General features: G+C 69.3%; 15 protein-coding genes and 2 pseudogenes. 10 read left to right on the top strand and 7 right to left on the bottom strand.

What is annotated here, in order from left to right:
- Positions 1-56 precede the first annotated feature (56 nt).
- From LY625_RS00755 to LY625_RS13455, 6 genes and pseudogenes are all read left to right on the top strand, one after another.
- Positions 57-3,164, top strand: a complete 3,108-nt coding sequence (locus LY625_RS00755) for a type VI secretion system Vgr family protein (RefSeq protein WP_233737094.1) — start codon at positions 57-59, stop codon at positions 3,162-3,164.
- Positions 3,164-4,930, top strand: coding sequence for a GPI inositol-deacylase (locus LY625_RS00750; RefSeq protein WP_233737093.1), 1,767 nt, complete (start codon positions 3,164-3,166; stop codon positions 4,928-4,930). The genes LY625_RS00755 and LY625_RS00750 overlap by 1 nt, the downstream gene beginning before the upstream one ends.
- A complete protein-coding gene (locus tag LY625_RS00745; RefSeq protein WP_233737092.1) occupies positions 4,927-5,958 on the top strand; it encodes a T6SS immunity protein Tli4 family protein in 1,032 nt (343 codons plus the stop codon). The genes LY625_RS00750 and LY625_RS00745 overlap by 4 nt, the downstream gene beginning before the upstream one ends.
- A gap of 559 nt (positions 5,959-6,517) precedes the next feature.
- Positions 6,518-6,811 (top strand): hypothetical protein, encoded by a 294-nt coding sequence (locus LY625_RS00740; protein ID WP_233737091.1) that lies wholly within the window; start codon positions 6,518-6,520, stop codon positions 6,809-6,811.
- Positions 6,812-6,831: 20 nt separating this feature from the next.
- Entirely contained in the window at positions 6,832-7,959 is a 1,128-nt protein-coding gene (locus LY625_RS00735; protein ID WP_233737090.1) for a T6SS immunity protein Tli4 family protein, read from the top strand.
- Positions 7,960-8,005: 46 nt separating this feature from the next.
- Positions 8,006-8,134, top strand: a pseudogene (locus LY625_RS13455) (ribbon-helix-helix protein, CopG family); the annotation flags it as partial.
- Positions 8,135-8,289: 155 nt separating this feature from the next.
- Here LY625_RS13455 and LY625_RS00725 read toward each other — a convergent pair.
- Positions 8,290-10,080, bottom strand: coding sequence for an ATP-binding protein (locus LY625_RS00725; RefSeq protein ID WP_233737089.1), 1,791 nt, complete (start codon positions 10,078-10,080; stop codon positions 8,290-8,292).
- Here LY625_RS00725 and sucC point away from each other — a divergent pair.
- The 3 genes from sucC to otsA all read left to right on the top strand — a co-directional run bounded on the left by sucC (position 10,031) and on the right by otsA (position 13,643).
- Positions 10,031-11,194, top strand: a complete 1,164-nt coding sequence (sucC, locus tag LY625_RS00720) for an ADP-forming succinate--CoA ligase subunit beta (protein ID WP_233737088.1) — start codon at positions 10,031-10,033, stop codon at positions 11,192-11,194. The two genes, LY625_RS00725 and sucC, sit on opposite strands and share 50 nt — an antisense overlap.
- 14 nt (positions 11,195-11,208) lie before the next feature.
- A complete protein-coding gene (gene sucD, locus LY625_RS00715; RefSeq protein WP_233737087.1) occupies positions 11,209-12,081 on the top strand; it encodes a succinate--CoA ligase subunit alpha in 873 nt (290 codons plus the stop codon).
- Positions 12,082-12,260: 179 nt separating this feature from the next.
- Entirely contained in the window at positions 12,261-13,643 is a 1,383-nt protein-coding gene (gene otsA, locus LY625_RS00710) for an alpha,alpha-trehalose-phosphate synthase (UDP-forming) (RefSeq protein ID WP_233737086.1), read from the top strand.
- A gap of 11 nt (positions 13,644-13,654) precedes the next feature.
- On the opposite strand, the gene gloA is transcribed toward otsA, so the two are convergent.
- The 3 genes and pseudogenes from gloA to rluD all read right to left on the bottom strand — a co-directional run bounded on the left by gloA (position 13,655) and on the right by rluD (position 15,977).
- On the bottom strand, positions 13,655-14,182 hold the full coding sequence (gene gloA, locus LY625_RS00705; RefSeq protein ID WP_233737545.1) for a lactoylglutathione lyase: 528 nt from the start codon (positions 14,180-14,182) through the stop codon (positions 13,655-13,657).
- 66 nt (positions 14,183-14,248) lie between these two features.
- A pseudogene (pgeF, locus tag LY625_RS00700) lies at positions 14,249-15,004 on the bottom strand (peptidoglycan editing factor PgeF); the annotation flags it as partial.
- Between the two features lies 1 nt (position 15,005).
- Positions 15,006-15,977, bottom strand: a complete 972-nt coding sequence (gene rluD, locus LY625_RS00695; RefSeq protein ID WP_233737085.1) for a 23S rRNA pseudouridine(1911/1915/1917) synthase RluD — start codon at positions 15,975-15,977, stop codon at positions 15,006-15,008.
- Positions 15,978-16,053: 76 nt separating this feature from the next.
- Here rluD and LY625_RS00690 point away from each other — a divergent pair, with 76 nt between their 5' ends.
- A complete protein-coding gene (locus LY625_RS00690; protein WP_233737084.1) occupies positions 16,054-16,908 on the top strand; it encodes an outer membrane protein assembly factor BamD in 855 nt (284 codons plus the stop codon).
- Positions 16,909-16,911: 3 nt separating this feature from the next.
- On the opposite strand, the gene LY625_RS00685 is transcribed toward LY625_RS00690, so the two are convergent.
- From LY625_RS00685 to otsB, 3 genes are all read right to left on the bottom strand, one after another.
- A complete protein-coding gene (locus tag LY625_RS00685) occupies positions 16,912-18,546 on the bottom strand; it encodes an NAD+ synthase (protein WP_233737083.1) in 1,635 nt (544 codons plus the stop codon).
- Positions 18,547-18,609: 63 nt separating this feature from the next.
- A complete protein-coding gene (locus tag LY625_RS00680) occupies positions 18,610-20,391 on the bottom strand; it encodes a glycoside hydrolase family 15 protein (protein WP_233737082.1) in 1,782 nt (593 codons plus the stop codon).
- The gene (gene otsB / locus LY625_RS00675; RefSeq protein ID WP_233737081.1) at positions 20,388-21,149 is read right to left on the bottom strand and encodes a trehalose-phosphatase; all 762 of its coding nucleotides are present in this window, start codon (positions 21,147-21,149) and stop codon (positions 20,388-20,390) included. Before otsB ends, LY625_RS00680 begins: the two co-directional genes overlap by 4 nt.
- Positions 21,150-21,233: the final 84 nt, after the last annotated feature.

Raw genomic sequence — 21,233 nt, 5'->3', positions numbered from 1 at the left:
TTCGATTGCTTAACGGCCGCCTTGGGCTAAGCTTTAGGGCGTCTACGGAGAGACGCATGAACAACAGCGGAGTCACTGTTGCCCGCGCGGTGCTGGCCGCGCTTGCGCGCTATACCGGCGCCCATCGCCTCTACGCCCTGGAGCTTGCCGACAGCCCCGCCGAGCTGGTGGTGGAGCGCTGGCAGGGCGAGGAGTGGTTGTCGGGCGGCTACCAGTGGTGGGTGGACGTGCTGTGCACCGACGCGGGCCTGCCGCTGGAGCCGATGATCGGCAAGCGCGCCACCTTGTGGACCCGCCTCGCCGACGGCAGCCGTCTGCCGCGCAGCGGGCTGGTCCGCGAGGCCGCCTGCCTGGGCGGTGACGGCGGCCTGGCCCGCTACCGGCTGTGCCTGGTGCCTTGGACCTGGCTGCTGGAGCAGGGCCGGCACAGCCGGGTGTTCCAGGACATGGGCGTGCTGGAGATCGTCGAGGCGGTGCTGGCCGGCTATGCGCCGCTGGCGGACTGGCGGGTCGGCGACGAGGTGGGCCCTTTCCTGTCCGGTGACGGCCTGCCCGCGCCCGTGCGCCCGCGCAGCTATTGCGTGCAGTACCGCGAGACCGACGCCGGTTTCCTTGCCCGCCTGCTGGCCGAGGAAGGGCTGGGCTGGCGCCTGGAGGAGGCGCCGGGCGAGGAGGGTGGCGAAGCCGGACACCGCATGGTGGTGTTTTCCGACAGTGCGGCGGGGCCGCAGGACGCCGGTTCGGCGGGCGGCGGCGCGGTGCGCTTCCACCGCGGCGACCGTGCCGAGAGCCGCGATGCGATCCAGGCCCTGGGTCGCGCCGAATCGCTCGGCTCCGGCGTGCTGACCCTGCTGACGGGTGACTACCGGACCCGGGTGCTGTCGGCGGCCACCACCCTGGAGGCCGGCGGCGAAGGCAATGCCCTGGAAGTCTACGACCCAACCGGTGGCTACGCCTTCGCCAGCCAGGCCGAGGGCGCCCGCTACGCCGGGCTCATCGCCCAGGCGCGCGAAGCGGGGCGACACGAGTGGCTGGGTCGTGGAACGGCCCGCAGCTTCCGCGCCGGGGAATGGTTCCGGCTGGGCGATCGGTCATTCCCGCGAACGCGGGAACCCGGGGACCTTCCCGGCACCCCCGAACTCCTCCTCACCTCCATCCACCACCTGGGCATCAACAACCTCCCCGACGTGGTGCGCGAGGGCGTGGAGGTGTTGCTTGGGGAAGCGGACGGGATTCCGGTTTTTCCGGAAGGAGGGCGCGCGGGGCACCGGGTGCGCTGCGCTTACCCGGATTACGGGGCGCAGCCGTCGTCGGGGACGCAGGAATACCCGGACCCGGCGCTCGTCCGGGCCGCCGGGCAACTCGGCTACGCCAACGCCTTCACCGCGGTGCCGCGTGAACTGCCCTGGCGCCCGGTCCTGCCCGACGGCACCGGCGCCCGACTCAACCCGCGCCCGACCGCGCCCGGCTACCAGACCGCGATCGTGGTCGGGGGCGAAGGTGGCAGTGAACTCCACGCCGACGCCCTGGGCCGCATCAAGGTCCGCTTCCACTTCCAGAGTCCCACTCACAACAGCTGTTGGCTGCGCGTAAGCCAACGCTACGCCGGCCCCGGCGTCGGCGCCCAGTTCCTGCCGCGCGTCGGCCAGGAAGTGCTGGTGGGTTTCCTCGAGGGCGATATCGACCGCCCGGTCGTGGTCGGCAGCCTGTACAACGGCCAGGGCGAGGGCGGCATCGCGCCCACGCCCGGCGGCCGCGACGCCGCCAAAGTGCCGGATGGCCTGTTCGCGGAGGCCGGAGACCACCGCCCCAGCGCGCAGGGCAACCTGGCCGGCGGCAACGCCCCCGCGTGGCACGGCATGAGTCCGGACGCCGACGGCCACCGCAACGCCGCGGCGCTGTCGGGCTTCAAGAGCCGCGAGTTCGCCGGCGAGGGCCACAACCGCCTGGTGTTCGACGACACCGATGGCCAGCTGCGCCTGCAACTGGCCACCACCCACGGCCACAGCGAGCTCAACCTCGGCCACCTGGTCCACCAGGCCGACAATTACCGCGGCAGCTTCCGCGGCGAGGGCTTCGAGCTGCGCACCGACTACTGGGGCGCGATCCGCGGCGAGCGTGGCCTGTGGATCAGCGCCTGGGGCACGGGACCGGACGAACCCGCGGGCGACCACGTGCCGGCCAACGCCCTGTTGCGGCAAGTGGCGACGCTGGCGCAGTCGTTCTCCGACGTCGCCGGCACCCACCTGACGGTGAAGATGGCGGCGCACCTCGGAGTGGACAGCGCGAAGCGGTCGGCGCTCTCCGATGAGCGCGCGCCAGTTCCGGTACTGGATGCCAGCGCCCGCGCCACCGTGGACGGCAGCGCCTTCGACGCGGCACTGGCCAGCGCCGCCGAGCGTAGCGCGGCGCCCGGCGAAAGCCGCGTGCCCCACACCGCCGACGCGATCCTCGGCCTGTCCGCCCCCGCCGGCATCGGCCTGGTGGCCGGCCAGTCCCTGCACTGGAGCACCGGCGAAACCCTGACCCTGTCCAGCGGCGCCTCGAACGCCGCGGTCGCCGGCAACCTCCGCATCCACACCGGCCAGGCGATCGGCTGGCTGGCCCAGGCGGCGGAAGGTGCCCAGCCGCCTCTTCCGGCTGCGGGAAAGGGGCGGGGTGAGGGCAGCCCTTATGAGGCCGCCCTCTCCCTCGTCACCGCGGGGGGCAGCCTTAGCCTCCAGGCACAGAGCGATCATCTCAAGCTGCAGGCCAGGGAAAGCCTGCAGGTCATCAGCGCCAATGCCCAAGTGGAACTCGCCGCCGGCAAGACGCTGCACCTGGCGACCAGCGGTGGGGCAAGCATCACCATCGAAGGTGGAAACATCAGCGTGGCTTGTCCGGGGGAGATCAAAGTGCAGGCGCAGAAGAAGAGCTTTGCCGGGCCGGCGCAGTTGAGCCGGGAGATGAACAGCTGGCTGGAAGCGAATTTCAACGAGGGCTTCGAACTGCGCGACCCCGCGGGCGAACTGATCCGCGACATGCCCTACAAGCTGACGCGTGCTGACGGCGCGATCATCCACGGGATTACCGGCAGCGATGGCCGGATCCCGGTCCAGCAGGGCTTGGGGCTGGAGCGGGTTGTGATCGAACTCCTGCAGAAAACCGATGGAGGCCTACCCTGATGAGTAACGGCGACAATGGTCCCGTCGGGCATCGCGATGCCGGCGCGCTGTTCGGAAACTCCGGCAATCCAGTCTTCGAGTGGACCTTGTCAGCCACCACGTTCGACGACATGGTCAGGTTGGTGGTACAGGACAAGATCCTTCCGGTGATCTTTGTCCCGGGAATCATGGGCTCGAACCTCATGAGCAACGACCGGAGCCGTGACAAGGTCTGGCGACTCGACACCACCGCCGGCCAACCGCTCGGGCTTGCCCGAAGGATGAGCTTCAGCGGCCCGGCAACGCGCCAAAGGCGTATGCATCCGGCCCGTACCGCCGTCGATCCCCGCGGCTCGATTCCCGGCCGGGCGGTGGGCTCGGTTTCCAGCAGGACGCAGTATCGCGACGAACGGTTCTGGGGCGAAGTTTCGGAGGGGAGCTACCACTCGTTCCTGCTGTGGCTGGAAGAGCGCCTCAATGGGCAGGGGGTGAACCCTGCCAACTGGCAGGATTTCTACTACACCGCAGTGAGCGCTATTCCTGAGCCAGGGCAGCGCCGACCCGAACTGGCTCTGCCGCCGGGTATCCCGATGCGGATGAGGGCGTTCGACCCCGTGTGGTATGTCGAATCGAACGGCCCCGGGCACGCCGTCGCCGAATCGATCGCTTCGGATGACCTGATCAAGAGGGCGAAATTCCGCATGCCGGTGTACGCGTGCGGGTACAACTGGTTGGATTCGAACTCGGCAGCGGCCGAGCGTCTTGGCAACAGGATCGAAGCGGTCATCGCTGCCAACAATCGGAACGGCTTCAAATGCGACCAGGTGATCCTGGTTACGCATTCCATGGGGGGGCTAGTCGCCCGGAGGTGCGCTGCGATGGCCGGCATGAAGGACAGGATCGCTGGAGTTGTCCACGGCGTCATGCCTGCGGTCGGTGCCGCCGTTGCCTATCGCCGCTGCAAGGTCGGCATGCGGGACGAAAGTTTCGTCGCCGGGCTTGTCATCGGTAGTAATGGCCGTGAAGTCACGGCGGTTTTCGCTCAGGCACCGGGTGCGCTGCAGTTGCTCCCCACGGGCGAGTACCAGGCAGGCTGGTTGAAGATCGAGGGCGTGGACGGTCGCGAGGTCGAGTCCTTGCCGGCCTCCGATCCCTATGGAGAGATCTACCTGCGACGCGACCGCTGGTGGGGATTGGTGCGCCCGGAGTGGTTGCGCCCGCAAGGCGGCCGCCCGGTGTCGTGGAACGAATATGCGCTGAACATCAGCGCAGCCAAGGAATTTCACGAACAGATCCGTGGCCATTACCACGATGCTACTTACGTGTACTACGGCGCGGATCGGAACATCGCAAGCTTCGAACGCGTCCGGTGGCAGATGAAGCAGGGAATGTCACCGGACAGGAGTCCCCGACCCTCTGAGCAACAAGTGCGTGACCTAAGATTCGACGAGGTCAGGGATTCAGGTTCCAATCCGCTGTATGTGGGCGGCCAGACCGAGTACTTGCACAACCACGCTGGTGCGATGTGGGGTGGCGCTGCGGCTAGCGCGTACGAGACCAGTTACTGGGAGATCAGTGTCGCCGGGCAGGATGGAGGAGGCGACGGAACCGTTCCGACCAGCTCCGGGCGGGCGCCGCTGCTCGCCGCGGGTGCCGCGGGGTGCATTCGACAACAGTTTCGGATGGGCGGCTTCGAGCATGAGCCTTCATACAAGAACCAGCAGGCGCAGTTCGCGACCTTGTTCTCCATACAGAAGATCGCCGCTGTGGCGAGATTGGCAACATGAGCGTGATTTTTCTTCGATTCTTCTTATTCGTCGCCGCCCTGGTTCTGGCGGGCTGCAACGGCAACGGTCGGGAGCTTGGCATGGCTGGTGATCTGGACATCGAGATGCGTAGGGTGTGTGTCGGGAGGTATGTGATGGATGTTCCTGCCCGGCTCACACGCCAGTACAAGGGCCTCGATGGCGGTGGGGACGCGAGCTTCTACTTCGGCCACGACCAGGACTTCACTCGGGTCGATGTCACGGTGAGCGGTGTCCGGGGCGGGGAAGGGTTCGAATCCGCCGTTCTTGCCCGCGAGAGCGGGCTGCGCCAGAAGCGGCATTTCGCCACGGGAAGTTCCATGCTCGTCGGGCGCGAGAGCCCGGGGCCCGGTCTGGCACTCTTCTCCTCCTATGCGAGCCCAGATTCGACCGACGCCGTCCGGCTCGAAATGCATACCGTGCTGGATGACACGCATGTCGTGCTGGCTGAGACGGCCTACTCCGCCGAAACCCGGGATGGTATCCAGTCGCGGCTGGCCACCATGGCAGCGTCGTTGCGTAGCACGGACGATGTACTGCTTGACGCCCCGAAGGGGTTCTGCATCGATAACGTCGTATTCGACCCCGGGAATGATTACGAGGAAACCGATCTCGCCTATGCGGGCTACCTCGACGGGGTTCCGGTCGCGCTTCACATCGATATCAACACTTTCGAGCAGGCATCGGACGACCCGGGGCTCAGCGAACGCGGCGAAGCCAACTTGGACGGCTTGGGCATACGTCCGGAAAGGCTGAGAGCAGGACCCCGCCTGCTCGCCGGCGATGCCGGGGACGAATGGCTGGGCGCATTCGCCGATGGCCACCGGCAGCTGCACGGGTTCTATGCGGAAACCCGCACACGCTTACCGAGTCGGCGAAACCCGAAGTTGCTGGTCAGCCTGTCAACCGGTGACGAGGAAGCCGGCTCCGCGCAGGCTGGCATGGATGAGGGTCGTGCGGTCGCGCTGTGGGACCGGATCATTGCTTCAATCAGGAAGCGGCCGGGGTGAGGGCGTGGCACTCGCCGAGGACTATGATCAGGTGCCGCTTGGTAACACTTGGTGCTCCAGTGACCATCTCCACAACCAGTCTCAAGCTCGCTCCAGCGCTGAAGGTCCGGGTCCAGCGACTTGCCCAGGCGCGCCAACGTTCCGCGTGGAGGGCGATTGCGGCGATCCGCAAGGGCGCGCGGTTGCTGGAACTGCACTGCCAAGGCGGACCTCCGGGTGGAAGGGATGGAGCCGGAGTTCCGATGTTGGCCGATCGACTTTCGGTGACGGTGGCTAAGGCTTTACTGCGGCCTCGCACCTTTGCGGAGCCTGGCGCCGGAATGAGGGGCCCGTCTTGAGATGTTTGTGGGTGGTGATGGCCCTGTCTTGCGGTCTGGCGTGGACAGCTTCCGCTTGCAGCCAATCAGGGGCGGGGCACAAGGTGGATGGGCTGACTGGCGTTGTGTTCAATTACTCGGATGAGGCGATTGTCGAGGTGCGGGTGCAGGGAGAGCTCGCGGGGACGGCGTACGAGGCGGTCCGCCCCGGTGCGGTGACCGGCGGAGGGAGTAGCTGTTGCATGGCGATGGACTCCGCGAAGCACACTCTTCCGGTGGTTATCACTCCGGCACTTGGCGAACCGTATGAAGTGCAGGCCCAGGTGGAGCAGCCTTGGCCAAAAGGCGCCACTACGGCGATAGTGCACGTTCTTCCCGGAAAGAAGATAACGATAGAAACAACCCTGGGCTATGGCATCGCGGCCCGTCAGGATCTGCTGGACGCCCAACTGAGGGCCCTCGGGATCGCCAAGGAAGTGGACGATGGCGTTGGCATGCTCCCGGGTCGATATCAGTACACCGAATATATGAAATAGCGAGTGCAGCACGACCTGGCATGGAGGCTGATGTGAGTGGCATAGGTACGGTGACCGGCACGCGCGTGCGTGCCGCTGGCACGAGGGAGTTCCGCCGCGCTTTGTCGGGCGTGGCACCCGCACAGACGTTTTGGGAGGTGGAGTCCTGCCTGCTGGCGAAGGTGACCGCTACCAGATTGGCATTCCTGCTGATCGCATTGATCCTGCTTGCCGGCTGTACACAAGGAAATGTGGAAGCTATGGAACGTGAAAATTGGCGACGACACTGTTTCGGCCGGCTTTCAATCGAGTTGCCTCGCTCTGCTGATGTGACAGAGGTCTACCGCATTGAAGGTGACCTGTTCGAGCGCTTGCCGGACTCTGCAGGACAGCTTGAGCGCCGGATCGAGGGTCGAACGAAAGAGCTTGAGGAACAGCAACACGCCACCGGTCGCAGCATGCTCATCGACCGGGTTGTTTATCCAGCCGGCGGGCAGACCCTGATGTCCTGGGAGTGGCCGGATGAGGAAGACATGCTGTGGGCGGACGCATTCTTCATGACAGATGATCCCTGGCGCGCGTACCGGTATAGCGGCGGAGTCAGTGCGTCGCTTGAGAAGCGCGCGGACGCCCTGTTGCGGGGGATCGCGGGTGGACTTCAGGGGCTGGAGCCCGAAGACGTTCCGGGTGCGCCCGGCTTCTGCGTGGACGGGGGCTGGATTGCGGGCACCGGCTTCCGCTCGGAAATGATGGACGTCTCGGTCCGGCTGCCGGAGTACCCGGGCATGGTACTCAGCCTGCTCAGCAGCACCCAGGCCGAGGTTGACAAGGAGACACTGCTGGATCGTGGCATGTTGTCGGAGGCGATCCTGGTCGCCCAGGGCGCCACGCGCCTGCGCAAGGGCAAGCGCAGTCCCGGCGGAGTTTCCGGCGGCGAGTATTCGATGGCTTCTACCGAAAGTGGTCAGCGGATCTACACGTTCGCCTGGGAAGCTCCCGGCAAGGCAGTGTCGGTAACGGAGCCCTATCTGCTGGCAGAAATGCAGGTTTTCGGCCAACCGGTTGTCGATGACGATAATCCGTACGAGCCGCCCTTCGAAGATGATGAGGAAGCCCTGGAGCTATGGGACGCGATCATCGACTCGATTCGCCTTCTGCCCGGCGCGTAATCTTCGTGGCGTGTGTGCACTGCTGCCAACCGTGCTCGCCGCCGGCATGGACGATGGCCGTGCGGTGCTGAAGGCCCGGGTCCAGCGACTTGCCCAGGCGCGCCAACGTTCTTCCCATTGGCTGATGCTGGAGGCGGTCGAGCAATATGTGGATCGCGAAGAGCGGCGCGAAGCGTCGCGTGTGACGGCTTCCAAGGCCTGGGAGGACTACCAGCGCACCGGTCTGCATGTAACGGCTGGGGAAGCTGACGCCTGGATGGCGCGGTTGGAGTCAGGCAAGGATGCGGACCCACCGGAATGCCACGCCCGGGACGGTGTACTGCCAGCGGGCTACGGGGTTGTTCGCCCCGGGGCCAGGCGCAGCCTGAAGCAGCTGCCGCCGCCGGGGAGGCCTACGTAGTCGAGTGAGGCCTGGTTTGCGCGTGACAGCTCGCGGGCGATGTACAGGCCCAGGCCGGTGCCGTGCTCGGAGGTGGTGAAGAAGGGGTGGAACAGCTGCCGGGCGGCGCCTTCGGGGATGCCGGGGCCGCGGTCGCGCACGTCCAGCAACGGGGTGCCGCGGGTGTCGCGGTGCACGTGCAGGGTCACCCGGGCGGGTTCGCCGGGCATGCGCCCGTAGGTCAGGGCGTTGTGGACCAGGACGGTCAGCACCTGGTGCAGCTGGCGCGGGTCGACCAGCGCGGCCAGGCGCGGTTCGCTCGAGGTGGTGGCCAGGTCGTCCTGCTCCAGCGGGTGGCTGCTGCGGTATTCCTCGACGAAGCGGCGGGCGAAGGCGGCCAGCTCGACGTACTCGGGCTTGGCCGGTTCGCGGCGGGCAAGGCCGAGGACGTTGTCGACGATGCCGTTCATCCGCTTGCCCTGCTGGTGGATGATCTCCAGCAGGCGGCGGTCGGCGGCGTGGATGTCCTCGGATTCCTGCAGCAGCTGCACGGCATAGTTGATCGCCGCCAGCGGGTTGCGGATCTCGTGGGCGAGGCTGGCGGAGAACCGGCCCAGGGTGGCCAGGGTCATCGACTCGGCCTTGCGCGAGACCACCGCGGTATCGTCCAGGAACACCAGGGTCTGGTCGCTGCCGGCCAGCAGCCGGGCGAAGCGGGGGACCACTTCCGGGGCGTCGCTGGCGATCCGCAGCGGGGTCTCGTCGGCCAGCCCGGTCTCGCGCCAGACCGCCAGGCGGCGGGCGAGCTCGGGCAGGAGCAGGGTGAGGTCATGCTCGCCGTCGACGCGGTCGCCCAGCAGCGCGCTGGCCGCCTCGTTGGACACGTTGACCCGGTTGCGGCCGTCCACCAGCAGCACGCCGGTGCGCAGGCGGCGGATGATCAGGTCGTTGACCTCCACCAGGTGCGCGGCCTGCTCGCCGTGGTGCGCGGCCAGCGCGTAGCTGTCGCGCATCTGCCGGCCGAGCACGCTGGTCACCGTGGCCAGGGCAAGGAAGGCCAGCGAGAACATCAGCGGTTCGCCGTGGTGCCGGGTGCTGCCGTCGAACACGGTGCTCCACAGGTGTTCGCCCAGCAGACCGGCGACCGCCACGATGGCGACCGTCGCCCCCAGCCGGGCGGGCAGCAGCAACGCCGCCGAGCCGACGTTGAACAGCAGCATCAGCGCAATGCCGGTGCCGGCGGCCGGGATCGCGTGGATCGCCAGCAGTCCGAACACCAGGTCGCAGCCGACCCCCAGCAGTGCGTGCAGGCGCAACTCGCCGCGGCGGTGGAAGGCGAACAGGACCACCGCGAGGATCGCGAAGGTGGCCGCGATGGTGCGCGCGGCGACCTCGTGGCGGGCCGGGCCGAACAGCTCGGCGACCGGCCCGAACACCACCAGGATCAGGATCGAGGCCTCGAGCAGGCGGTACAGGCTGTAGAAGTAAAGCTCGCGCCGCAGGGCGTGCTCGGCTCCCCGTCGGGCTCTGGCTGGCGTGGTCGGCAAGCGTGGATCCCCGTGTCTCCCCCTTGCCGAGTATGGCGCGTTTTGCCCGCTTCCCGCCGATCGGCGACAATAGCGGGCCCCCTCGCGCCGGGCCGCTTGCTGGCCGCTTTCCGCGTGGGACGTCCTCCACACCTGTCGGTGACGCATGAACTTCCACGAATACCAGGCAAAGCAGCTGTTTGCCGAGTACGGCATCGCCGTGCCGGCCGGGCGGATCGCCCGTACCCCCGAAGAGGCCGTCGAGGCCGCCAAGTCCATCCCCGGTGACCTGTGGGTGGTCAAGGCGCAGATCCACGCCGGTGGCCGCGGCAAGGCCGGCGGCGTCAAGCTGGCGAAGACCTTCGACGAGGTGAAGCAGTACGCCGCCGCGATGCTCGGCACGAAGATGGCGACCTACCAGACCGCCGGCGTCGAGCTGCCGATCGACACCGTGCTGATCTCCGAAGGCACCGACATCGACAAGGAGCTGTACCTGTCGGTGCTGGTCGACCGCAGCACGCAGTCGGTCACCTTCATCGCCTCGGCCGAGGGCGGCATGGACATCGAGCAGGTCGCCGCCGAGAACCCGGAGGCCATCAAGTCCATCCACGTCAACTACGTCGAGGGCCTGCAGGCCTACCAGTGCCGCGCGCTGGGCTTCGATCTGGGGCTGACCGCGAAGCAGGCCAACCAGTTGGCCAGGATCATGCTGGGCTTGTTCAAGCTGTTCCACGAGAAGGACCTGGCGCTGGTCGAACTCAACCCGCTGGCGATCCTCACCGACGGCAACCTGGCGGTGCTCGACGGCAAGGTCGACTCCGACGACAACGCCGCCTTCCGCCACCCGGAGCTGGTCGCCATGCGCGACATCCGCCAGGAGGACGAGACCGAGGTCAAGGCCAGCCAGCACGACCTGAACTACGTGACCATGGACGGCAACATCGGCTGCATGGTCAACGGCGCCGGCCTGGCCATGGCGACCATGGACGTGATCAAGCTCAATGGCGGCGAGCCGGCGAACTTCCTCGACGTCGGCGGCGGCGCGACCAAGGAGCGCGTGACCGAGGCCTTCAAGCTGATTCTGTCGAGCGACAAGGTGGAGGCGATCTTCGTCAACATCTTCGGCGGCATCGTGCGCTGCGACATGATCGCCGAGGGCATCATCGCCGCGGTCAAGGAAGTCGACGTCAAGGTGCCGGTGATCGTGCGCCTGGAGGGGACCAACGTGGAGAAGGGCAAGGAGCTGCTGAAGAACTCCGGCTTGGCCATCACCCCCGCCGACGACATCAACGATGGCGCCCGCAAGGCGGTCGCAGCCGTCGCTGCCTGAGCATAGGAAATCCAATGAGCGTATTGATCAACAAAGACACCAAGGTGATCGTGCAGGGCTTCACCGGCTCGCAGGGCACCTTCCACGCCGAGCAGATGCTCGAATACGGCACCCGGGTCGTCGGTGGCGTGACCCCGGGCAAGGGCGGTACCGAGCACCTGGGCCTGCCGGTGTTCAACACCGTCGCCGACGCGGTCGACCAGACCGGCGCCAACGCCTCGGTCATCTACGTGCCGCCACCGTTCGCCGCCGATGCGATCCTCGAGGCCGCCGATGCCGGCATCACCGTCATCGTCTGCATCACCGAGGGCATCCCGGTGCTGGACATGCTGCGGGTCAAGAACGTGCTGCGCGACTACGACGACGTGGTCCTGATCGGCCCGAACTGCCCCGGCGTGATCACCCCGGGCGAGTGCAAGATCGGCATCATGCCGGGCCACATCCACCAGCCGGGCAAGGTCGGCATCGTGTCGCGTTCGGGCACGCTGACCTACGAGGCGGTCAAGCAGACCACCGCCGCCGGCCTGGGCCAGTCGACCGTCATCGGCATCGGCGGCGATCCGATCCACGGCACCAGCTTCATCGACGCGCTCAAGCTGTTCCAGGACGACGAGCAGACCGAGGGCATCATCATGGTCGGCGAGATCGGCGGCAGTGCCGAGGAAGAGGCGGCCGGGTTCATCGCCGAATACGTGACCAAGCCGGTGGTCGGCTTCATTGCCGGCGCCAGCGCGCCGAAGGGCAAGCGCATGGGCCACGCGGGGGCGATCGCCTCCGGCGGCTCCGGCACCGCCGAGGGCAAGTTCGAGGCCCTGGAGAAGGCCGGCGTCACCACGGTGAAGTCGCCGGGCGACCTGGGCGAGGCAATCGCCAGGCGCCTGGGCTGATCCCGGCGCACGCGCTGCAAGGAAGAGGCCGCCCCCGGGCGGCCTTTTTCATGGAGGGCCGGCCCGTTCACGGGCGCGATACGGGCCGCCGTCCATGCTGTCGTGCTGTCCGGCCAATGCGTGCCGGGCCGACGCCCCGGCATCCCGGCGGGGCGCGTCCGCTGCCGAGGAGCCGTACCGTGTCCAGGCTGGTCGTCGTGTCCAACCGCGTCCCGCAACCCGGCCAGCCCGGTTCCGGTGGCCTGATGGTCGCCCTGCAGGCGGCGCTGGAAGAAACCGGCGGGGTGTGGTTCGGGTGGAGCGGGCAGGTCGGCGCCGGGGACTGCGGGGTGCTCCACGAACACCGGCTTGAGGTCGCGGGCGGCCGGCACATCGACTATCTCACCGTGGACCTGTCGCAACAGGACCACGACGAGTACTACAACGGCTTCGCCAACCGCGCGCTGTGGCCGCTGCTGCATTTCCGGCTGGACCTGGTCGACTACGACCGCGGCAGCTACCGGGGCTACCGGCGGGTCAACGAGCGCTTCGCCCGCACCCTCGCTCCGCGGCTGCGCGACGATGACATCGTCTGGATCCACGACTACCACCTGATTCCGCTGGCGCGGCTGCTGCGCCAGGCCGGCGTGCGCTGCAAGCTGGGCTTCTTCCTCCATGTGCCGATGCCGTCATCGGACCTGCTGGCGGGGCTGCCGCACCACGAGGAGCTGTTCGAGGGCCTGTCCTCGCACGACCTGGTGGGTTTCCAGACGGTGCGTGACCTGGAGCGGTTCCAGGACTACGTGCGACTGTTCGGGCGCGGCCGGGTGATCGACACCGGGTTGCTGGAGACCGCAAGCGGGCACCGGCTGAAGGCCGGGGCCTTCCCGATCAGCATCGACACCGCGCACATCAGCCAGTTGGCCGAGGCCTCGGTGGACCGCGGCAGTTCCAGGCGCCTGTCGGAGAGCCTGGGCCACCGCCAGCTGGCGATCGGCGTGGACCGGCTGGATTACTCCAAGGGACTGCCCGAGCGCTTCCGCGCGTTCGAGCGCTACCTGCAGGAGTACCCGGACCAGCGCGACCGGCTGACCTTCCTGCAGATCGCCCCGGTCTCGCGCGGTGGGGTGCCGGAATACCAGGAGCTGCGGGCCGAGCTCGAGCAACTGGCCGGCCACGTCAACGGCAGCTGGGCAGACGCGGACTGGACGCCGATGCGCTACGTCAACCGCAACTACCCCCACGCCACCCTGACCGGCTTCTACCGCCAGGCGCGGGTGGGGCTGGTGACGCCCTTGCGCGACGGCATGAACCTGGTCGCCAAGGAGTACGTGGCGGCCCAGGACCCGGAGGACCCGGGCGTGCTGGTGCTGTCGCTGTTCGCCGGCGCCGCCCGGGAAATGGACGGCGCCCTGCTGGTGAACCCCTACGACCTGGACGGGGTGGCGGCCGCGATCGCCCGCGCCGCGGCGATGCCGCTGGAGGAACGCCGCCAGCGCTGGCAGCCGATGATGGCCCGGCTGCGCGATTACGACATCACCCGCTGGCGCAACGAATTCCTGGATGCGTTGCGCGCGGCGTAACCCTACGCCAGCTACGGGAGCGGGGTGGGCTGGATGATCTCGACCCAGTAGCCGTCGGGGTCCTTGATGAAGGCCAGGGACTTCATCCGCCCGTCGCTCAGCCGCTTCTGGAACGGCACGCCGAGCTGCTCGAAGCGCGCGCAGGCGGCGACCACGTCGGGTACCGAGACGCACAGGTGGCCGAAGCCGCGCGGGTCGCTGTTGCCGTCGTGGTAGGCGAACTCCGCGTCGTTCTCGGTGCCGTGGTTGTGGGTCAGTTCGAGCACGCCCTGCTGGCGGGCCAGCCATTCGCGGCGCGCGCGGGGCTCCTCTGGCAGTGCGGCGGTGTCGTCCACGTAGGCCAGGAAGTAGAGGCTGAACTGCGCCTCGGGGAATTCGCGCACGTCGACCAGGCTGTAGCCCAGCACGCGGGTGTAGAAGTCCAGCGAGCGGGTGATGTCCTTCACCCGCAGCATCGTGTGGTTGAACACGAAGCCGGTGGTTTCGGCGGGGCGGGCGTGCACGCCGGGAACGGCGTCGAGGGTCTGCTGCAGGCTCATGGGATCTCGCGATGGGGGCCAGCCCCACAGATGCGGGCTGGGCCGGTCCCGATCAAGCCGCGCCCTGGGACGGATCCACGCCAGCGTGGCCAGGCGGCCGCCGCGGCCGTCGCGCCGGTGGGAGAAGAACCGGCCCGGATCGCCGATCGTGCACAGACCGCCGCCGTGGAGGTCCGCGGCCGCCAGGCCCGCGGCCTGCAGCCGCTGGCGGGCCAGGGCGTACAGGTCAACCCGCCAGTGGCCCGGACGGGTGGCGCGGAAGGCGCTGGCCGCGGCCGGATCATGGTCGGTAAAGGCCTCGCGCACCTCGGCGCCGATCTCGTAATGCGCCGGCCCGGCGGCCGGGCCGAGCCAGGCGATCAGGCGCGCAGGGGGAACCTGCATGGCCGCGACGGTGGCCTCCAGCACGCCGGCGGCCAGTCCGCGCCAGCCGGCGTGGGCGGCGCCGATCCGGCTGCCGTCGCGATCGCACAGCAGCACCGGCAGGCAGTCGGCGGTCAGGATCGCCAGCACCACGCCGGGCGTGCCGGTCACCGCGGCGTCGGCCTCCGGCTCGCGCGCACCGGGTGCGGGCGATCGATCGATGCGTACCACCCCGCTGCCGTGCACCTGGCGCAGCCAGGCGGGTGGGGCCGGCAGCCCGGCGATGCGCGCCAGCGCGGCGCGGTTGGCGGCCACCGCGGCGGGGTCGTCACCGCAACGCGAACCCAGGTTGAAGCGGTCGAACGGGGCCGCCGAGACGCCCGCACCCCGGCGCAGGGTGACCACGCCCCGGATCCGTGCGGGTGCCGGCCAGTCGGCCGCCAGCAGCGCGGGGTGCATGTCAGCGGCCCTGGGCGTGGGCGCGCTCGTCCTCGCGCAGCAACTCGACCAGCGCCTGCATGTCCGTCGGCACCGGGGCCTGGCAGCGCAGCGGCTCGCCGGTGGCCGGATGGACGAACTCCAAGACTTCGGCGTGCAGCGCCTGGCGGCGGAAGCCGCGTAGCGCCTCGACCAGTGCCGGATCGGCCCCGCGTGGCAGCTTCAGCGGGCCGCCGTAGACCGGATCGCCGACGATCGGGTGCTTCAGGTGCGCCATGTGGACCCGGATCTGGTGCGTGCGCCCGGTCTCCAGCCGGCACTCCAGCAGGGTGTGGATGCGGAAGCGTTCGCGCAGGCGGAAGTGGGTCACCGCCTCGCGGCCGTCGCCGCGCACCGCCATGCGCAGCCGGTCGCGCGGGTGGCGGTCGATCGGCGCATCGGCGGTGCCGCCGGCGACCAGCGCGCCGACCACCACCGCCAGGTACTGCCGGTGGACCTCGCGCGAGGACAGCTGGTCGCTCAGCGCGGCGTGCGCCTGCGGGCTGCGGGTGACCACCATCACCCCGGAGGTGTCCTTGTCGAGCCGGTGGACGATGCCCGCGCGCGGCAGCGCCTCAAGGCCCGGGTCGTGGTGCAGCAGGGCGTTGACCAGGGTGCCGGTCGGGTTGCCGGCGCCGGGGTGGACCACCAGCCCGGCCGGCTTGTCGACCACGATCACGTGTGCGTCCTCGTACAGGATCGACAGCGGGATGTCCTCCGCGCCGGCATCGGTGCGGACCTCCGCCTCGGCCTGGACGGTCACCTGCTCGCCGCCGTGGAGGGTTTCGCGCGGGCGGACCTCGCGCCCGTCCAGCCGCGCCTGGCCGGACTTGATCCAGCCGGCCAGCCGGGAACGGGAGTGCTCGGGGAACAGCTCGGCCAGCACGGCGTCGAAGCGGCGGCCGGCGGCGCTGTCGGGGACGGTGGCGCGGAGCTCGATGGCGTCTGCGGGCATGTGGGGATGTTCAAGGACGCGGGGTGCGGGACTGCTATTATCGGCCCTTCGTGCCCCGGCGCCCTTGATCGACCCCATGACCCGAAGCCCCACCGCATTGCTGCGCCTCGTCGCGCTCGCCCTGATCGTGTCGTTTGCCGCCAGCGGCTGCGCGATGTTCAAGAAGGACCGCGAGGCCCCGGAGAACGTGCCGGCCGAGGACCTGTACGAGGAAGGCCACCAGGCCATGACCCGGGGCAACTGGAGCGGGGCGGCCACCGCCTACCGCCGGCTGGTCGCGCAGTACCCGTACGGTCCCTACACCGAGCAGGCGCTGATCGAGACCGCCTACGCCCAGTACAAGGCCGGCCGGCACGAGGAGGCGATCAGCAGCATCGACCGCTTCCTGCGCACCTACCCGACCCACCGCCACGCGGCGTACATGTACTACCTGCGCGGGCTGGTGAACTCCAGTCGCGACACGGTGTTCCTGCAGCGGGTCTGGAGCCTGGACCCGAGCCGCCGCGACATGGCGACCCACCGCCAGGCCTACAACGATTTCGAGATCGTCACCGAGCGCTACCCCAACAGCCGCTACGCCACCGACGCCGCCGAGCGCATGGGCGAGCTGCGCGAGGTGTTCGCCCGCCACGAGGTCGAGGCCGGCCTGTACTACCTGCGCCGTACCGCCTTCGTGGCGGCGACCGAGCGGGCCAACTACCTGCTCGAGAGCTACCCGCAGAGCCGCTACCGCGACGACGCCATCGCCCTGCTGGCGGCGGCGTACGACGGCCTGGGCAACGAGGCCCTGGCCGGCACCGCCCGCCAGCAGCTGCGGGAAACCAACCCGGCGCACCCGTACCTGAGCGGCGACTGGCCGCGCCACCCGGGCACCTGGCGCAAGCTCAATCCGGTCGGTTCGGAGAAGACCGCGCTGGACATGAGCTACTGAGGCCTACCCGCGGTACCCGTTGGTGATCGGGTAGCGCCGCTCGCGCCCGAACGCCCGGCGCGAGACCTTCGGACCCGGCGCGGCCTGGTGCCGCTTCCATTCGCCGATCCGCACCAGCCGCAACACCCGTTCGACGGTGCCGGCATCGAAGCCGGCGCGGGTGATTTCCCCGCCCGACTGCTCGCCATCGATGTGGCGGCGCAGGATCGCGTCGAGCACGTCGTAGGGCGGCAGCGAGTCCTGGTCGCGCTGGTCCGGCGCCAGCTCGGCCGACGGCGGTCGCTCGATCACCCCGACCGGGATCACCGGGTCGCCCACCGTGTTGCGCCAGCGCGCCAGTTCGTAGACCTCGGTCTTGTACAGGTCCTTGAGCGGGGCGTAGCCGCCGGCCATGTCGCCGTAGATGGTGGCGTAGCCGACTGCGTACTCGCTCTTGTTGCCGGTGGTCAGCAGCAGGCCGTGGAACTTGTTGGTCAGCGCCATCATCATCGCGCCGCGGATGCGTGACTGCAGGTTCTCCTCGGTGGTGTCGGCCGGCCGGCCCTCGAAGCATTCCGACAGCGTGTCCAGGAAGGCCTGGAACGGGCCTTCGATCGGCAGGGTGAGCATCCGCACGCCCTGCTCGGCGCACTGCTCGGCGGCCAGGTCGTTGGACAGTCCGACCGTGTAGCGCGAGGGCAGGCGCACGGCGGTGACGTTGTCGGCACCGATCGCGTCGACCGCCAGCGCCAGCACCACCGCGGAGTCCAGCCCGCCGGAGAGCCCCAGCCAGACCTTGTCGAAGCCGTTCTTGCGGCAGTAGTCGCGGATGCCGCAGACCACCGCCCGCCAGGCCATCGCATCGCGGCTCTCGTCGCCGTCGTCGACCCACTGCACCGGGGCGAAACGGCGGCTGCCGGGGTCATGGTCGACCACCAGCAGCTGTTCCTGGAACGCCACCCCGGCCGGGTGCACCGCGCCATCGCCGTCGGCCACCAGCGAGCCGCCGTCGAACACCACCGCGTCCTGGCCACCCACGCAGTTGACGTAGGCGACCGGCACCCCGTGGGCGCGGGTCACGTCCTCCAGCAGCTGGTCGCGCCGCCCGCGCTTGTCGCGCTCGAACGGCGAGGCGTGGATCGAGACCACCAGCTCCGCCCCGGCCGCGATGGTGCTGGCCAGCGGCTCGCGGAACCACAGGTCCTCGCACACCAGCAGCCCGACCTGGATGCCGTTGAGCTCGAAGACGCAGTCCCCGCCGTCAGGGTCGAGCTCGAAGTAGCGCCGCTCGTCGAACACCGCGTAATTGGGCAGCTCGCGCTTGCGATAGGTGTGTTCGATCCTGCCGTCGCGAAGGAGGCTGGCCGAGTTGTAGACCACCGACCCCATTGATTCGGGCCAGCCGACGATGGCGGTGATCCCGGTGGCGGCCGAGGCGATCCGTTCCATCGCCTGGTGGCAGTCGCGCAGGAAGGACGGGCGCAGCAGCAGGTCCTCGGGCGGATAGCCGCTGAGCGCCAGTTCCGGGAACGCGATGAGGTCGGCGCCAAAGCCGTCGCGGGCCTCGGCGATCAGCTCGACGATCCGGCTGGCGTTCCCGTCCACCGCGCCGACCGGGAAATCGAACTGGGCAAAGGCGATGCGTAGCGGTTGCGACATGGGGACTCCGTATGTTTTTTCCCCCTCTCCCGCCTGCGGGAGAGGGCCGGGGTGAGGGGAAGTCTAGATCGCATCCCGCCACGGGCGGCTCAGCATGGATGCGGCCATGATCAGGCCCACGTGCGAATACGCCTGCGGGAAGTTGCCCCAGGCCTCGCCGTCCTCGAAGGCCAGGTCCTCCGACAACAGGCCCAGGTGGTTGCGGCGCGACAGGATGCGCTCGAACAGGGCCCGGGCCTCTTCCTTGCGGCCGATCGCGGCCAGGGCCTCGATGTACCAGAAGGTGCAGATGGTGAAGCTGGTCTCGGGCACGCCGAAATCGTCGGGGGCGACATAGCGGAACATTCCGTCGCCGCGCCGCAGGTCGCGGCCGATGGCCTCGACGGTGGCGATGAACTTCCGGTCCGTCGGCTCGACGAAGCCGATGTCGCCGAGCAGCAGCAGGCTGGCGTCCAGCTGGTCGCCGCCGAAGGTGGCGACGAAGTGGCCGGCCGCCTCGCTGAAGCCCTCGGCCAGGATCCGGGCGTGCATGGCGTCGGCGCGCTCGCGCCAGGTCCGCACCCGCTCGGGCAGGCTCAGGTGCACGGCGATCCGCGCCAGCCGGTCGCAGGCGGCCCAGCACATCGCGGCGGTGTAGGTGTGCACGCCGGTGCGGCCGCGGAACTCCCACAGCCCGGCATCGGGACGGTCATACAGCGCCCAGGCGCGCTCGCCGACCTGCTCCAGGCGCTCGAAGGTGGCCTGGTCGCCGCGGTTGGCCAGCCGGTGGTCGAAGAACAGCTGGGTTGAGGCCAGCACCACGCTGCCGTAGACGTCGTGCTGCTTCTGCACCCAGGCCAGGTTGCCCTGGCGCACCGGGCCCATGCCGCGGTAGCCGGCGAGCGCGGGCATCTCCTGCTCGGTGAGCTCGTCCTCCAGGCCGATGCCGTACAGCGGCTGCAGTTCGCCTTCCTCGTTGGTGGCCAGGTTGAACACGTAGCCCAGGTACAGCTCCATGGTCCGGCTCGCGCCCAGCCGGTTGAGCGCGCGGACCACGAAGGCGGCATCGCGCAGCCAGCAGTAGCGGTAGTCCCAGTTGCGCTGGGTACCGGGGGCCTCGGGGATCGAGGTGGTGACCGCGGCGATGATCGCGCCTGTTTCGTCGTACTGGCACAGCTTCAGGGTGATCGCGCTGCGGATCACCGCTTCCTGCCATTCCAGCGGGATCGACAGCGAGCGCACCCACTCGCGCCAGTAGCCGCGGGTACGCTGCTCGGCCTGGTGGACGAAATCGGCGACCGGCACGGTGAGGGTCTCGTCCGGGCCGAGCACCAGGTGCAGTTCGCGCTCGAGCACGAAGGCGGTCTGCTCGCGGACCAGCCGCACCGGGGCGTCGGTGGTCAGGCGCAGGGTGAAGCCGGGCAGCAGGTAGCGCAGGTGGTTGCTGCCCCAGGTGGTCTCGGGGCGGCGCGCGCCCCACTCGGCCAGTGGCCGCACCCGGATGCGGATGCGCGGGGTACCCGCCAGTGGCCGCACCCGGCGCAGCAGCATCACCGGCCGGTACCAGCGCTCGTGCTGGCGCCAGCGCGGGCAGAAGTCGGTGACCTCCACCGCGGCGCCGTGGGTGTCGCGCAGCACGGTGCGCAGGATCGCGGTGTTCTCCACGTATTCCTGCTCGGCGCCGGCGAAGTCCTCCAGCTCGATGGCGTAGTCGCCGCCCTCGTGCTCGCGCGGCTCCAGCAGGGCACAGAAGGCGGGGTCGCCGTCGAAGGCCGGGATGCAGCCCCAGCTGACGCGCGCGTGGCGGTCGACCAGCATCGCGACCGAGCCGTTGCCGACCAAGCCCAGGTCCAGGGTGTGGCTCATGCGTGTGCTCCTGCATCGCGGGTCGCGGTGGCCAGCCAGCGGTGGACGTCCAGCGGGCCGGCAAGCCGGTGGCCGGCGATGCTGGGGCTGCGGTCGCCGACCAGGACCGCCAGTCCGCCGCGGGCGACGACCTGCTCGAAGCCATGCTCGTCGGTGTGGTCGTCGCCGACGAACACCGGCCGTCGGCCGCGGAACGGCGGCTGCTCCAGCATCGTGGCGATTGCCGCGCCCTTGTCGGCGCCTTCGGGGCGCAGTTCCAGTACGTGGTCGCCGGTCTGCAGCCGGTAGCCGGGCAGGTGGGCGACCGCCTCGCGCGCCAGCTTGCGCAACGACGGCTCGGCCGCCGGATTGCCGCGCCAGTGCAATGCCAGCGTCGCCCCCTTGTCCTCGACCAGGGCCCCGGGATGGGCCGCGGCGAGCTGCGCGGCATGCCGCAGCAGGGCGGCCAGCGCGGCCGGGGGCGGCGGGGCGGGGCGGGTGTCGTGCGCGGTGCGCAGTTCCAGCCCGTGCAGCCCCGCCGCCGGCAGCCGCAGGGGGGCGAACAAGGCGTCGAGCTGCGCGACCGGTCGGCCGCTCACCAGCGCCAGCGCGCCGTCCAGTCGCCCGGCCAGGGCCGCGAGCACGCCGGGCAGCGCCGGCGGGACGTGCACCTTTCCGGGACGATCGGCGAACCCCAGCAGGGTGCCGTCGACATCCAGGAACAGGGCCCAGTCGTCGCCGATCGGCGGGGGCCCGGGGAGTGGGGTCGTCAAAGCCATGCACGCGATTATGAGTACCCCGGTGTGACCATCGCGCTGACCCGTGCGCCCCCGCGTGCGGAACCCCGCAGGCTTGAAGCGCCC

Source organism: Lysobacter sp. GX 14042, assembly GCF_021390425.1.
Classification (GTDB): domain Bacteria; phylum Pseudomonadota; class Gammaproteobacteria; order Xanthomonadales; family Xanthomonadaceae; genus Novilysobacter.
The sequence above is the reverse complement of the archived record's forward strand: the minus strand, read 5'-3'. Positions and strand labels throughout refer to the sequence as shown.